The following is a 15,095-nucleotide window of genomic DNA, read 5'->3' as shown; positions in this document are numbered from 1 at the left end:
TTTAGGGCCGGTCGGTGGCCCCGGTCGGGTATTCAGGAACACCGGGGACGGGGTTGCTCGTCCCGCTTCCTGACCGGGCGGGGGTGCTGCTGCTGCCGAAGGTCTGGATGATCTTCTGCCAGATGCTGCTGTCGGAAAGGGGTTCTTTCTCGCGGGCAAAGGCAATCCGGTCGCTTGCCCCGGTAGAGGCTTTCATGAAATCCCGCCATGCCAGTGCCGGCAGGTTGCTGCCGGTGACCTTCTTGGTGGCCGACCCGTCGTCATTGCCGAACCAGACACCGGTCACCAGTGACGGGGTAAAGCCGATAAACCACGCATCGCGGTAGTCCTGTGTGGTGCCGGTCTTGCCAGCCGCCGGGAAGCCCGGATTGGCGTTGCGGCCGGTCCCGCTCTGGATGGCGGTGGTCATGATGCTGCGCATGTGGTTGACGGTCCGGGCGCTAAGCTGACGGCCAAGACCGGAGCCATGCCGCTGGTACAGCACCTTCCCGGAGGCGGTTTTGATTTCCAGAACGCCGTAGGGCAGAACGCCATACCCGCCATTGGCAATCACCGCATAGGCCGAGGTCATTTCCACAAGGGAAACCTCGTTGGTGCCAAGGGAAATGGACGGGTGGGTCGGGATCTTGCCGGTCAGGCCCATTTTCCGGGCCGTACTGGCAACGGCGCCCCGCCCGATATCCTCGGTCAGTTTGACGGCGATGGTGTTGATGGACCGGGAATAGGCCTCGCGCAGACTCATGGCCCCGTCATAGCGGCGGCTGTAGTTATGGGGCTTCCAGCCACCAATATTCACAGGTCCGTCCATATAGACATCATCGGGGGCGCGGCCCTTTTCAAAGCCAGCCGTATAGACAACTGTCTTGAAGACGGAACCCGGTTGCCGCTGGGCGGAGACAGCCCGGTTGAACGACGAACGGGCATAGTTCCTGCCGCCCACCATGGCCTTGACCGCCCCTGTGGGGGTCATGGTGATCAGGGCCGCCTGCGAGACGTTATATTTCTTGCTGTTGGTTTTCAGTTGGCTTTCCAGCGACTGTTCCGCATTTGTCTGCAGGTCCAGATCAAGGGTGGTGCGGACAATCAGGTCTTCTTCCGTCCGCCCGATATAGGAGCGAACCTCGCTGACCACCCAGTCTGAAAAATACCGCACATTGCGGAAGTTGCTGCCCGCATTGCGAAGGGTGGCCGGGGCCTTGACCAGGGCGTTGGCCGTTGCCGGGGTGATGAATTCCTCTGCTTCCATGCGGCGGATGACAACGGTTGAGCGTTGCTGGGCCCGATCCAGATTGGCGGTGGGGGCGTAATAGGTCGGCGCCTTCAACAGGCCGGCCAGCATGGCTGCCTCGGCGATGGTCAGGTCGCGGGCGGGTTTCGAGAAATACTTCCGGGCAGCGGCATCAATCCCGTAGGTCCCGGAGCCGAAATACATCCGGTTCAGATAGAGGGCGAGAATTTCATCCTTGGAATAGTTGGCTTCCAGCCAGAAGGCGAGCAGAACCTCGCGGATTTTCCGTTGCAGGGTCCGGTCCGGGTTGAGGAACAGGTTCTTGGCCAGCTGCTGGGTGATGGTGCTGCCCCCTTCAACTACCCTGCCCGCCTGATAATTTCGCCACATGGCGCGGACAAGGCTGAACGGATTGACCCCGAAATGGTCGTAAAAATGGCTGTCTTCCACGGCCATGACCGCGTTTTTCATGTTTTCCGGGATTTCATCGGGCCGGAGCATGTTGCCATAAAGGTCGCCATAAGTGGCAAAGCGAACGCCTTTTTCCGTCTGGAAGACCAGCGATGGCCGCTTTTCAATCACATTGATGCCGGAAATATCCGGCAGGGTATAGGCGAAATATCCAAGGATCACCCCAGAGATCAGCACCCCCCAGAGAACAAGGGTGCCGCCCCAGTTGATCAGCGGCCGCAACCATCCCCGTGAAGGGGTTCCTGCTCCGCTGTGGGCCGTCTTCCGGCGACGGGGTGCCGCCGCAGAGCGGGCCGGACGCTTGGGCGAAGTGGGTTTGGCAGCGGCTTTTTTACTGGCAGGCCGTTTTGCCGGGGGGCGCTGCTTGTAACGGGAGTTCTTTCCTGACGGGGAACTGCTGCGTTTACCTTTGTCCGACGGGTTTTTCATATAAAACTGGAAGCCTGCTACCTAAAAAATACCAGCTTCGAGTGTACCCGAAACTGGTGCGATTTTAAGGCAGAAATTTGGAAAGGTTCAGGGGAAAGTCAATCCACGTAATGTGTGATCTGCCCGCTTTTCACATCAGAGCAGATTTCCGCTGTCCGTTTCAGCTTTTCCGGGCGTTCCCCCTTGGGGCGAATGACGGACTGCATGGTGACCACCGCGCAGGACAGGTTTTCCCCGGTCTGGCTGTTCACGGCGGCCGGCTTGAATTCAAGGGCATAGCCTTCGACCTTGATGCTTTTGTCACGGGTTTCATCGATGACCCGGGTGGTCAGGCGCTGGGCATGGATGTCTTCTGCCAGTTTCCGCATCATGTATTCGGCGTCTTCACGAAGTTCAAGGGAGGCGGAGCTTGCCGCCAGAACGGAGGTGGAGACAAGGGCAGATGCGATAGCCAGTCCAAGGGGTGCAAATCTCTTCATTCTGAGAATTCCTGTAACAAAATACACAACCAGTCGGGTTGTAAACCTAAACCACTCGATAAAAATCTGTTTTAACCTGACCGCCGGGATTGCGAACCTTTCCCGCCGCTCAATGGGAATATTTTATAAAGATAAGGTTAAACAGAAGTTATCAGGGTTTAAAGAAGAAATTGTGCAGTTTTTATGGCAGGAAACAAAAACAGCAGGCACCGGGGCCTGCTGTTTTTAAATGTCATTTTTTCAAAAGGGTCGATCAGGTATCCAGAACCCGGACCTTCAGGGCGTTTTTCTGGATAAAGTCACGGCGGGGTTCCACCACATCCCCCATCAGGGTCGAGAACACCTCGTCGGCCTCATCCCCGTGGTTGACCTTGACCTGAAGCAGGGTCCGGGCGGACGCATCCAGTGTGGTTTCCCAAAGCTGTTCCGGGTTCATTTCGCCCAGACCTTTATATCGCTGCATGCTGAGGCCCTTGCGGCCAATGGCAAGAACCGCATCCAGAAGCGCGATCGGGGAATTGATGGTGGTTGCATTTTCCTTATAGAGGAAGGTCGCTGGCTTGGTGTAGATGCGGCCCAGTTCCTCCTGCATGGTGCTGAGTTCCCGTGCTTCTGCGGAATGGATCAGGTTGGAATCGATGTGCTGGACCTCGGTAACACCGCGAACCTCACGGGCGAAGCGGATGCTGAAATCCTCAAGGATTTCGCCGCTCCAGCCCCGTTCCGTTTCCGATGAAATGGCATCAAGGCGCTTGGCCACAAACTCGGCGGCTTCCGGTCCGCGCACTGGATCGCTCAGGATGTCATCGCTGAGGGCACCGGCAATGGCCACCTGTTCAACCACCGGCTTGGCGTGTTGGCGGGCAATTGCGTCGATCAGGTCACGGCACCGGCGGGCATGGTTGATCAGGTCCCTGAGGTCGGAACCGGAACGCTGTTCCCCATCGGCCAGTGTCAGGACCGCATTCTCGATGCCCTGATCAATGAGATATTCCTCCATCGCGGCCTCGTCCTTCAGATAGACCGAGGATTTCCCGCGGGTCACCTTGTAGAGCGGCGGCTGAGCGATATAGAGATAGCCTTTTTCGACCAGTTCCGGCATCTGACGATAGAAGAAGGTCAGCAGCAGGGTCCGGATGTGAGAGCCGTCCACGTCGGCGTCGGTCATGATGATGATTTTGTGGTACCGGGCTTTCTCGATATTGAATTCCTCGGCCCCGATCCCGGTGCCAAGGGCGGTGATGATGGTGCCGATTTCCTGTGAGGACAGCATCCGGTCAAACCGGGCCCGCTCCACGTTCAGGATCTTACCACGAAGGGGCAGAACGGCCTGGTTATGGCGGTCACGGCCCTGTTTGGCAGACCCGCCCGCACTGTCACCCTCCACCAGGAACAGTTCGGAAACCGTGGGGTCCTTGGATTGGCAGTCGGCCAGTTTTCCGGGTAGGCTGGAAATATCAAGCGCCCCCTTGCGGCGGGTCAGTTCGCGGGCCTTGCGGGCCGCTTCGCGGGCGGCGGCAGCCTCGAAAATCTTGGAAATAATGGTCTGGGCGTCTTTCGGATGCTCTTCAAACCACTGGTCAAGGGCATCGTTGACGCAGCTTTCCACGATCGGTCGGACTTCACTGGAAACCAGTTTGTCCTTGGTCTGGCTGGAGAATTTCGGGTCCGGAACCTTGACGGAAACCACGCAGGTCAGGCCTTCACGGGCATCATCACCGGTGATGGCGGCCTTTTCCTTTTTCGCAATACCGCTGGAAATCGCATATTTGTTGATTGTCCGGGTCAGGGCCGCACGGAAACCGGCAAGGTGGGTTCCGCCATCCCGCTGCGGGATGTTGTTGGTGAAACACAGGACATTTTCGTGATAGCTGTCATTCCATTCCAGCGACACTTCAACCGTAATACCGTCTTTTTCGCCGGTGAAATCGATGGTGTTCGGGATCAGCGGTGTCTTGGACTTGTCCAGATAGCGGACAAAGGCAGAAATCCCGCCTTCGTAATGCAAATCGGACGTGACCGGCTCGGCAGAGCGGAAATCGTTGATCTGGATGTGAACACCGGAGTTGAGGAAGGCTAGTTCGCGCAGGCGATGTTCCAGCGTGGCAAAGTCAAACCGCACATCCGAGAAGGTTTCCTTGGACGGGTTGAAAGTGACTTCCGTTCCGGTCAGAAGCTGGTCTGTTCCCGGTTTCAGCGGTGCATCCCCGGCCACTTTCAGCCGGTCAATGGCCTCACCATGGGCGAAGCTGATTTGGTGTTCCTTGCCGTTCCGCCAGATTTTCATGTCCAGACGGTGCGACAGGGCGTTCACCACGGAAACGCCCACACCATGCAGACCACCGGACACCTTGTAGGAGTTCTGGTCGAACTTGCCGCCGGCGTGAAGCTGGGTCATGATCACCTCGGCGGCGGAGACCCCCTCCTCCTCGTGGATATCAACGGGAATACCCCGGCCGTTGTCGCGAACCGTGACCGATCCGTCAGCGTTCAGTGATACAAAGACAAGGTCGCAATAGCCGGCCAGAGCCTCGTCGATGGCGTTATCCACCACCTCATAGACCATGTGATGCAGACCGGAGCCATCATCGGTATCGCCGATATACATGCCGGGACGTTTCCGAACGGCGTCAAGGCCTTTCAGGACCTTGATGGAATCCGCACCATACTCTTCGGCAACCGCTTGCTCTTGTGTATCACTCATACGAAACTTCCTTTTCAGTGCCTTCCTGCCGGGTCAACCCGACCGGAATTAACTGTCAAAAACTGTGCCCGATTTCCGAGCTCCGAGAACAACAAAACATCCGTGCCTGTCATCCATGCCTGCGTTTTCATTTGCGTTATTTCATCAAACAACGCGGCACGTCTGGTCTGGTCAAGATGGGCTGTAATTTCATCCAGCAATAATACCGGTGCTTTGCTCTGTAATCCAGCCTGTAGACGTGCATTACTGAGGATTATTGAGATTAAAAGCGCTTTTTGTTCACCGGTCGAGCAAAGCGCCGCTTTCTGGTTCTTTTCCCGGTGTAAAACCGCCATGTCACTGCGGTGCGGACCGACCGTTGTGCTGCCGACTTTTGCATCGAGGGGCCGGTTCCGCAGCAGGATTTCCCGGTAGGCATCCTCGGCGGCAAGGGCGGGCATGCTGCGAACCGCCTCTTCCAGTTCACCGCTGCTGGAAAGCAGGGCTTTCGGGAAGGCACCGGGGTGGCAGACATCCTCGGTTTCCTGCGCCCGGTTGAGCCGGTCCACGGTTTCAAGGCGGGCCGCGGCAATGGCCACCGCCTGTTCAGCCATCAGATGTTCAAGGGAGCCGACCCAATGGGGGTCGAAACGTCCCTGTTTCAGCAGGCGGTTGCGATCGCGCATCAGTTTTTCGAACTGGGTGGTGCGCCGCCCATGATCGGGATCAAAGCCGAAGGCCAGACGGTCCAGAAACCGCCGCCGCCCGGATGCCCCTTCCTGAAACAGGCGGTCCATCTGCGGTGTCAGCCACCCCATGTTGATCAATCCGTTCAGGGCCGTGGTCCCGGCACTGGTCTGGCCATCGATGCGAACGGTTCGCCGTTCCGTGGCCGTCCCGTCCGGCGTGTTTTCAAGGATCAGTCCGGTTCCCACCGTCTGTGCGATCCCTTCCGACAGGATTTGGGCAGAAACCGCCCAGCCACCCGCCCCGTCCGTCCGGCCCAGATCACGAAGGCGCGCACGGCGAAGTCCCCGCCCGGGGGACAGGAAGGAAATTGCTTCCAGAAGATTGGTCTTTCCACTGCCATTCGGGCCGGTCAGGACGACGGGGCGTTCGTCTGTTTCAATTTTCAGATACGCGTAGTTCCGAAAGTCCGTCAAGACCAACCGCGTGAGGGCGTTTGGGATCAAGAAAGGCTCCTATAAGGGTATCGGTGCGGGGAAGCTGGCTTCCCCGCGGGCATCAGACCCGCATGGGCATCAGCACGTAAAGGGCGCCGCTGTCGGTTCCGTCCTTGACGATTGTCGGGGACTGGGCGTCGGCAAGAACGAAATGGGCGTTTTCGCCTTCGATCTGACCGGTAATATCCAGAAGATATTTGGAGTTGAAGCCGATTTCCATGGCGTCGGATGTGTAGTGAGCCGCCAGTTCCTCGGTGGCGCTGCCACTTTCGGCGCCGGTGGCGGACAGGGTTACCGTGTCTTCGGACAGGCTCAGCTTGATGGCGCGGGATTTTTCCGTGGAAACCGTGGAAACACGGTCAACGGCCTGCGCGAATGTCTTGCCATCCAGTTCCAGGATCTTGTCGTTGCCGGCCGGAATGACCCGTTCGTAATCGGGGAAGTTACCGTCGATCAGCTTGGAGGTCAGCAGGGTCCCGTCAAACGAGAAACAGACCTTGTTCTCGGACAGGGAAATGGAAATGTCGTCCGCCGTGTCGTCGATCAGCTTGCGCACCTCGTTGACGGCTTTTCGCGGAATGATGACGCCGGGCATGTTTTCGGCATTGGCCGGAACCGGTGTTTCAACGCGGGCAAGACGGTGACCGTCTGTTGCTACGGCGCGCAGGACCGGAATGCCATCGGCCTCAACAGCGTGTAGGTAGATCCCGTTCAGGTAGAACCGGGTTTCCTCGGTGGAAATGGCAAAGCGTGTCTTGTCGATCAGGCGCTTCAATTCGGCTGCTGTCAAAACGAAATTGTGGGGCAGCTCGCCGGTTTCCATGATCGGGAAGTCGTCTTTCGGCAGGCAGGACAGGGCAAACTGGGACCGACCGGCGCGGACGGAAAGGCGTCCGTCGCTGCTCTGGTAGTCGAGTTCGACCTGCGAGCCTTCCGGCAGCTTGCGGACGATATCGTAAAGAAGATGGGCCGGTGCCGTGATGGCGCCCGGTGTCTGGACATCCGCCGCCACTTTTTCATTGATGGCCAGGTCCAGGTCAGTTGCAGTCAAGCCAAGTGTGTCGCCATCCGCAATCATGAGGATGTTGGACAGGATCGGGATTGTGTTCCTGCGCTCGACCACGCTTTGAACGTGGTTCAGGGAGGAAAGCAATGCGGTGCGTTCGATTGTCAGTTTCATTGGCTCAACTAAGCTTTCAGACATAACTTAAGTGTGAAACAGCATCTTGCCTGACAATGGTGTTCCACTTCAACTCTTTATATCGACAGTCCGGTCAGGATGGTTGATAACGGCTTGATTCAGCATCCTGAATCAAGGTTTCCCCAAACCTCCCCGTTGGAATATCAATCCAGTCAAAGACTATACCAGAACATACCCCGCATCCCAACTGTTTTGATGGGTTTGGCCGTCGATATTCTCGCCTTGCGGGGTGCCGCGAAAAATTGCCGGAAAATCTACAGAAATTCCCCGGAAAATCCGTTGGTAATCCGTTGAAAATCGCTGAAAAGGCAGGGGAACAGGCGGTCGGTCGGAAGGGGGCGCCCGGTCGCGAGCGCCGGGCTTTTTATTGTGGAACGGTGCCGGGCGGCACCGCTCCGGGTCAGCCTTCCAGCATACGGCGCAGCAGGTCGATATCCTCCGACAGGGAGACATCCTGCTCGCGCAGCTCGTCGATCTTGCGGACGGCATGCATGACCGTGGTGTGGTCACGGCCGCCGAATTTCCGGCCGATTTCCGGCAGCGACCGACTGGTCAGTTGCTTGGCCAGATACATGGCCACCTGCCGCGGGCGGGCCACGGCGCGGGCCCGGCGGGCGGAATGCATGTCGGACATGCGGATGTTGAAATGCTCGGCCACCCGTTTCTGGATTTCCTCGATGGTGATCCGGCGATCATTGGCCCGCAGAAGGTCCCGCAGGACCTCTTGGGTGCTTTCGAGGGTCACCGCCCGGCCCACCAGGTCGGAATAGGCCAGAACCCGGTTCAGGGCGCCTTCCAGCTCCCGCACGTTGGAGGTGATCCGGTGGGCGAGAAATTCAAGGATGCGCGGCTCGATATCGATATTCGCCTGCTCCACCTTGGATTGCAGGATGCCAAGACGCAGTTCGTAATCGGTCGGGTGAATGTCCGCGACCAGTCCCCAGCCAAGCCGGGACCGCATTCTTTCCTCCATGCCCTCAAGATCGGTCGGGGAGCGGTCCCCGGAAATGATGATCTGGTGGTTCTGGTCCACAAGGGCGTTGAAGGTGTGGAAAAACTCTTCCTGGGTGGATTCCTTGCCGGCGATGAACTGCACGTCGTCAATCATCAGGACATCCACGGACCGGAACTGGTCCTTGAAATTCATGGTATCCTTGTAGCGCAGCGCCCGGATAAACCGGTACATGAACTTTTCAGCCGACAGGTAGAGCACCTTCTTTTCCGGGGAATTGGCCCGGATGGCATGCCCGATGGCATGCATCAGGTGGGTTTTACCAAGCCCGACGCCACCATAAAGATAAAGTGGGTTGAACGGGACACCGTCGGTTGCCTCGGCAACGCGGCGGGCGGCCGCATGGGCCAGTTCGTTGGACTTACCGACGACAAAATTCTCAAAGGTGAAGCGCGGGTCAAGCTGAGCCGAGATTTTCTCGTTGGCATCGAAACTTTCCGCCGCTGAAATGGGCTGGACGTTGCTGGCCGTGCTATCCGCTGTGTCCGGGGCATTGCCAGCCGCCGGGGCGGCGCTTGCCTCCTTGACATGAATGTCGATGGACTGGACCGAGCCGTTCTCGCCGATCCAGATCTGGCGGATGCGGTTGGCGTAATTGTTGATCACCCAGTCACGCAGGAATTTGGTCGGCAATGTCATGATCACATGACCGTTGCTGACCCCTTCCAGTTCGATATTCTTGAGCCATGAATTGAAGGTTGCCTCGCCATATTCCTTGCGCAGGCGGTCCCGGACGCGGGTCCAGGTTTCAAAATGAGGCTCGGTCATGCTGAGCGGATCCTGACTTGCCATATCAGTTCTGCACCCAATCCAGTTTCTTTGCTTTCCAACCGTTTGTCGTGCCGCGATGGCGGTTCTGGTCCGGGCTGCCCTCGAACCCGTCGAGAATATTGTAGCAGTGCTTGTATCCCATGGCCGTGGCGGTCTTGGCGGCGGCGATGGAACGGACGCCGGTCCGGCACAGGAACAGGATGGGCGCATCCATGTCAGGATGACAGGCCTTCAGGGCTTCTGCAAAATCCGGATTGGGGGTCATGGTCGGGAACAGGGCCCAGGAAATGGTTTGTACAGACTTGTCCAGGGCGGACAGGTCAGGCAGGCCGACAAAGTTCCATTCGGCGTTGGTCCGCACATCTACCAGAGTGGATTTCGGGTCTTCCTTCAACATATTCCAGGCTTCCTCGACTGAAATATCACCAGCATATCCAATCTGGTCAACCAGTGTTCCCACGGTGGTCATTGATCTGTGCCTTCCTCAAAAATCGACGTCATACTTCAGGACGCAGCAATAATAAAGAAACCCTCTCACTGCAAAAGCAGTAAGTTTGTCAGAACTCAAAAATCTGAGATGACAGCCGAAACTTTGGTCTGGCGAACGGCACCGGAAAAACGGCTTCCTGCCAAAAACCAAGGCAACCTGCATTCCCCCGACTGCAAATCACGCGCTGTCAATGTGTGTTTATGCTCCCAACAGCGCAGCATTTAATCCCAACTTATTTCATCATGCAATAGAGGCTGAATAGGATTTATGAAAATTATTTAATAAATAGATCAAACAAAATATTGACCTACTATATGTGGGGGCAAAGCCCGGAAATCCTAAGGATGATTAAAATATATTGAAATTTTAATACACTGATGATGTGCGGGAAATGTTGCAATTGGGCGAAAAAAAAGCCGCAGGCCGATACCGGCTACGGCTTGATTCTCTTGTATTTGGCAGCCTTATGCAGACAGAGCCTTAACCCGTGAATTCAGACGGGAAATCTTACGAGAGACGGTGTTTGCTTTCAACACGCCTTTCGCAACTCCACGGCTGAGTTCGGACTGGGCTACACGCAGTGCTTCGTTTGCCTGAGCCTGATCACCGGAAGTGATGGCCAGTTCCACTTTCTTGACGAAAGTACGGATGCGACTACGCCGAGCGCGGTTACGCTCTGTACGAGTTTCTGTCTGCCGGATGCGCTTGATCGCAGATTTATGGTGCGCCATGACAATACCTGTCCGTTAGCATTGAATTTCGGAAGCCGGGTTATAACCAGCCAGCCCCCCGCCGTCAACCAGAGAATCCCCGGAAAGCGGCGGAAAGTGGCAAAAATGTCATACTCTTGTCCGAAAACTCATGTTTTCAAAGGGTTGATGGGTGAAATTTTACTGGTGTTTAAAGGCCGCGGACCGTTTTTCGGCAAAAGCGGCCATGCCTTCCTTCTGGTCTTCGGTGGCAAAGGTGGAGTGGAAGACCCGGCGTTCGAACATGATTCCCTCTTTCAGGGTGGTTTCGTAGGCCTTGTTCACAGACTCCTTGCACATCATGACCACGGGGCGGGACAGGTCGGCGATCTTGGCCGCCACCTTCAGGGCCTCGTCCTCAAGATCGTCCAGCGGGACAATGCGGCTGACCAGCCCGGACCGTTCGGCTTCCTCGGCGTCCATCATGCGGCCGGTCAGGCACATTTCCATGGCCTTGGATTTTCCGACAAAGCGGGTCAGGCGCTGGGTGCCACCGGCGCCGGGAATGGTTCCCAGCTTGATTTCCGGCTGGCCGAACTGGGCGTTGTCCGCGGCCAGAATGAAGTCGCACATCATGGCCAACTCGCAGCCCCCGCCAAGGGCGTATCCGGCAACGGCGGCAATCACCGGCTTGCGGCAGCGGGCGACCCGTTCCCAGGTGGCGGTGATGAAGTCGTTCTTATACACGTCCATATAGGTCTTGGACTGCATTTCCTTGATATCGGCGCCGGCGGCGAAGGCCTTGTCGGAACCGGTGATCACGATGGCGCCAATGTCGTCATTGGCCTCGAACGCATCAAGGGCAACGGTCATTTCCTCGGTCAGTTCCTGACAAAGGGCGTTTAGCGCCTTCGGACGGTTGAGACGAATGAGGCCGACGGCTCCCTGTGTCTCGACGATAATGTTGTTATAGGCCATGTTTCGCTCCTGTTTCCTGTAGGCAGTCCCGCGCGCTCCTCCTGCGCGGATGCGGGACCGGTTACAAATTCTGCGGTCATTATCTAGGCTTGTTTCCCGATGTCCAGAAATTTAAGCCCTCCGTCCGGGCGTGTGATCAGGGGGAAAACAGACCTAGCGTTGACATTTCGGGCAGAAAAAAGTGCTGCGGCCCGCCTGCACAATCCGCTGGATGGTCTCGGGGCAGTCCGGTGTGGGACAGGGGGTTCCTTCTTTATCATAGACCTGGAAATGATGCTGGAAATATCCCAGTTCCCCATTGGCCTGTGAATAATCCCGCAAGGTCGATCCGCCGGAACGGATGGCCGCTGACAGCACATCCTGAATGGCGGCGGCAAGGCGCTCGGCCCGCTTGCCGGCAATGGTATGGGCGCTGCGCCTTGGGGAAATACCCGAGCGGAACAGCGCCTCGCAGGCATAGATATTGCCAACGCCGGCCACCACTTTCTGATCCAGAATGGCCACCTTGATCGGGCTTTTCCGGCCTTTCAGGTTGGCGGCCAGTAGGGGCCCGTTGAACTGGTTGCCAAGGGGTTCGGGCCCGATCCCGACAAGCCGGGGATGGGTTGCCAGTTCCGCCTCGGTGGTCAGCAGCATGAAGCCGAACCGGCGGGGATCGTGATAGCGAACCGTGGTGCCGCGCCCGGTCTCGAAAATGATGTGGTCATGCTTGTCCGGTTCGGGGGCGGGGCCTGTATCAATACGGAAGCTGCCCGACATGCCCAGATGGCCGATCATGACGGTGCCATCCTCAAGGGTCATTTGCAGATATTTCGCCCGGCGGCCCAGATGGACAATTTTCTTGTCCGTCAGGCGGGCGGCGAAATCCGGTGCGAAAGGAAAGCGCAGGTCCTTTCGGCGCAGGGTGATTTTGGTAAAGCGGTCTCCTATCAGGGCCTGTTCCAGGCCGCGGACCACCGTTTCGACTTCGGGTAATTCTGGCATGGCGCGAAGATTAGTCCTAAATTGTTCCTTGCGCTATCGTCTTATTTGCGCAAAACAGAGCAATCGACTTCCAACTCATGAATACGGGGATCGTCATGACCTCATCCGACACGCCTGAGGATAGCAACAAAGAAAGCACCCATTTCGGGTTCCGGGATGTTCCGGTATCGGAAAAGGCGGGGCTGGTCCGGGGTGTCTTTGACAGCGTCGCGGAAAATTACGACCTGATGAACGACCTCATGAGCGGCGGTGTGCACCGGCTTTGGAAAACCGCCATGATCGACTGGCTGATGCCCCGTCCGGGACAGCATCTTCTGGATGTGGCTGGCGGCACCGGCGATATTGCCTTCCGGTTTCTGGATCGCATCGGCGGCGACGGACAGGTCACGGTTCTGGATATCAACCATGCCATGCTCAGTGTCGGGCAGGACCGGGCGCTTGATCAGGGCCGCATCCACGGCCTGCAATGGGTCAACGGCGATGCCATGGCCCTGCCGCTGGAGGATAAATCCGTTGATGCCTATACCATTGCCTTTGGTATTCGCAACGTAACCGATATTCCGCAGGCCTTGCGCGAAGCACGAAGGGTGTTGAAGCCGGGCGGCCGCTTCATGTGTCTGGAATTCAGCACGGTCGAGGCGCCGATCCTGAAGGATTTCTATGATTTCTATTCGTTTCGAATCCTCCCCAATATCGGGCAGGCCGTGGCGGGAGACCGGGAAAGCTATCAGTATCTTGTGGAAAGCATTCGCAAGTTCCCGAACGCGGAGACCTTCAAGCGCATGATCGAGGAAGCCGGGTTCGGTCAGGTCAAATACCGTCTTCTGTCCGGGGGTATTGCCGCCATTCATTCTGGCTGGCGTATCTAGGGGAAAACCGTGATCAAGGGGATTTACAACTTTTTCAGGCTTTTTTCTGTTGTTCGGACACTGGCCCGCTATGACGCGCTGTTCCTGCTGGACGGGATGGAAGCGGCACCGTTCCATGTGAAATTCGGCCTCAGAATCCTACCGCTCTTTGCCATTGGGTCTCCGTCCTACAAGCATCTTCGGCGCGGTGAACGACTGGCCCGGGCGCTGCAGGAACTGGGGCCAAGTTTCATCAAGCTGGGGCAGGCCCTGTCGGTCCGGGCGGACCTGCTGGGCGAGGAAATCGTGCAGGACCTTGCCAATCTTCGCGACCGGTTGCCCGCTTTCCCGTTTGAGGAGGCCAAGGCCACCGTCGAGCAGGAGCTGGAAAAACCCCTGTCGGAATTGTTCAAGACATTTGACGAGACACCGGTGGCGGCGGCCTCTATTGCGCAGGTGCATTTCGCCACCCTTGAGCGCACCGTCCCGGCCCCGACCGACGAGGACCCGGACGCCACCACCACCGAGGATGTCCGGGTGGCGGTCAAGATTTTGCGTCCCGGCATTGAACAGGCCTTTGAAAAGGATCTGGAACTGTTCTTCTGGATCGCCCGGCTGGCCGACCGGTTCCAGCCCGCGTTCCGCCGTCTGCGCCTGATCAAGGTGGTGGAGATTCTGGCGGAAACCGTCGAGTTGGAAATGGATCTGCGCATGGAAGCGGCGGCGGCCTCGGAAATGGCGGAGAGTTTCGCCGGCGATCCTGAGTTCGAGGTGCCTGTCATCGACTGGCAGCGGACCGCCCGACGTGTCATGACGCAAAGCCGGGTGGAGGGGATCGCCCTGTCCAACCGCGAGGCGCTGGATGCCGCCGGATATGATCTGGAAGCCCTGTCCGCCATTGTGATCCGGGTGTTCCTCAATCAGGTGCTGCGGGATGGGTTCTTTCATGCCGACATGCATCACGGGAACCTGTTCGTCACCGAGGAAGGCAAGCTGGTCGCCGTTGATTTCGGGATCATGGGGCGCATGGATTTGCAAACCCGTCTGTTCATGGCGGAAATGCTGTATTCCTTCCTGACCGGGGATTACAAGCGCGCCGCCGAGGTGCATTTCGAGGCGGGGTATGTACCGCCGCACAAGTCGCTGGACGCCTTCACGCAGGCCTGCCGGTCCATTGGCGAGCCGATCCTTGGCAAACCGGTCAGCGAGATTTCACTGGCCCGCCTGCTGGTCCAGCTGTTCCAGATCACCGAGACCTTTGAAATGGAAACCCAGCCCCAGCTTCTTCTGTTGCAGAAAACCATGGTGACAGCCGAAGGTGTGGCGCAAAGCATGAACCCCCGGATCAATTTCTGGGAAGTGGCCTATCCCACGGTGGAAGGCTGGATGCGGGAATATATGGGGCCCGAGGCCAAGGCCGCGCAATTCGTTCAGGATGGCCTGACCTTCCTGAAAAAAATGCCCGATATCGTATCCCGGTCAGACCGGTTGCTGGCGCGGCTGGAAGAAGACATGCACCCGTCCGGGCGGGACGGAAACGAGAAAAAGGTCCTGAATTCGGCGACGGCAAGCGGGGCGGTTTTTGCCTTTGGTGTCATTTTCGGGGTTGTCCTGACCTATTTTCTGGTTACCACCCTGTAACAGGCAC

At 57.6% G+C, this 15,095-nt stretch carries 12 protein-coding genes; 2 read left to right on the top strand and 10 right to left on the bottom strand.

Annotated elements, in window-relative coordinates; translation table 11 throughout:
- Position 1: 1 nt before the first annotated feature.
- The 10 genes from FQB27_RS00645 to mutM all read right to left on the bottom strand — a co-directional run bounded on the left by FQB27_RS00645 (position 2) and on the right by mutM (position 12,599).
- The gene (locus tag FQB27_RS00645; protein WP_169558948.1) at positions 2–2,128 is read right to left on the bottom strand and encodes a transglycosylase domain-containing protein; all 2,127 of its coding nucleotides are present in this window, start codon (positions 2,126–2,128) and stop codon (positions 2–4) included.
- Between the two features lie 98 nt (positions 2,129–2,226).
- A complete protein-coding gene (locus FQB27_RS00640; protein WP_169558947.1) occupies positions 2,227–2,607 on the bottom strand; it encodes a hypothetical protein in 381 nt (126 codons plus the stop codon).
- A 253-nt stretch (positions 2,608–2,860) separates the two neighbouring features.
- Positions 2,861–5,311: a DNA topoisomerase (ATP-hydrolyzing) subunit B gene (gene gyrB / locus FQB27_RS00635; RefSeq protein ID WP_169558946.1), complete on the bottom strand. Its 2,451-nt coding sequence runs from the start codon at positions 5,309–5,311 to the stop codon at positions 2,861–2,863.
- 14 nt (positions 5,312–5,325) lie between these two features.
- Positions 5,326–6,483 carry a DNA replication/repair protein RecF gene (recF, locus tag FQB27_RS00630; RefSeq protein ID WP_169558945.1) on the bottom strand — a complete coding sequence of 386 codons (1,158 nt, stop codon included), beginning with the start codon at positions 6,481–6,483 and terminating at the stop codon, positions 5,326–5,328.
- A gap of 52 nt (positions 6,484–6,535) precedes the next feature.
- Positions 6,536–7,654: a DNA polymerase III subunit beta gene (gene dnaN / locus FQB27_RS00625; protein WP_169558944.1), complete on the bottom strand. Its 1,119-nt coding sequence runs from the start codon at positions 7,652–7,654 to the stop codon at positions 6,536–6,538.
- A gap of 421 nt (positions 7,655–8,075) precedes the next feature.
- Positions 8,076–9,479: a chromosomal replication initiator protein DnaA gene (gene dnaA, locus FQB27_RS00620; RefSeq protein WP_169558943.1), complete on the bottom strand. Its 1,404-nt coding sequence runs from the start codon at positions 9,477–9,479 to the stop codon at positions 8,076–8,078.
- Between the two features lies 1 nt (position 9,480).
- Entirely contained in the window at positions 9,481–9,927 is a 447-nt protein-coding gene (locus FQB27_RS00615; RefSeq protein ID WP_169558942.1) for a rhodanese-like domain-containing protein, read from the bottom strand.
- Between the two features lie 485 nt (positions 9,928–10,412).
- Entirely contained in the window at positions 10,413–10,679 is a 267-nt protein-coding gene (rpsT, locus tag FQB27_RS00610; RefSeq protein WP_169558941.1) for a 30S ribosomal protein S20, read from the bottom strand.
- A gap of 159 nt (positions 10,680–10,838) precedes the next feature.
- A complete protein-coding gene (locus tag FQB27_RS00605; protein WP_169558940.1) occupies positions 10,839–11,615 on the bottom strand; it encodes an enoyl-CoA hydratase in 777 nt (258 codons plus the stop codon).
- A 153-nt stretch (positions 11,616–11,768) separates the two neighbouring features.
- Positions 11,769–12,599, bottom strand: coding sequence for a bifunctional DNA-formamidopyrimidine glycosylase/DNA-(apurinic or apyrimidinic site) lyase (gene mutM, locus FQB27_RS00600; protein WP_169558939.1), 831 nt, complete (start codon positions 12,597–12,599; stop codon positions 11,769–11,771).
- Positions 12,600–12,694: 95 nt separating this feature from the next.
- Here mutM and ubiE point away from each other — a divergent pair, with 95 nt between their 5' ends.
- Positions 12,695–13,468: a bifunctional demethylmenaquinone methyltransferase/2-methoxy-6-polyprenyl-1,4-benzoquinol methylase UbiE gene (ubiE, locus tag FQB27_RS00595; protein ID WP_169558938.1), complete on the top strand. Its 774-nt coding sequence runs from the start codon at positions 12,695–12,697 to the stop codon at positions 13,466–13,468.
- A 9-nt stretch (positions 13,469–13,477) separates the two neighbouring features.
- Positions 13,478–15,088: a 2-polyprenylphenol 6-hydroxylase gene (gene ubiB, locus FQB27_RS00590; protein ID WP_169558937.1), complete on the top strand. Its 1,611-nt coding sequence runs from the start codon at positions 13,478–13,480 to the stop codon at positions 15,086–15,088.
- Positions 15,089–15,095 lie beyond the last annotated feature (7 nt).

Origin of the sequence: Sneathiella chinensis, from assembly GCF_012720115.1 — a bacterium.
GTDB lineage: Bacteria > Pseudomonadota > Alphaproteobacteria > Sneathiellales > Sneathiellaceae > Sneathiella > Sneathiella chinensis.
This window is presented reverse-complemented; position numbering and strand designations above follow the sequence as displayed.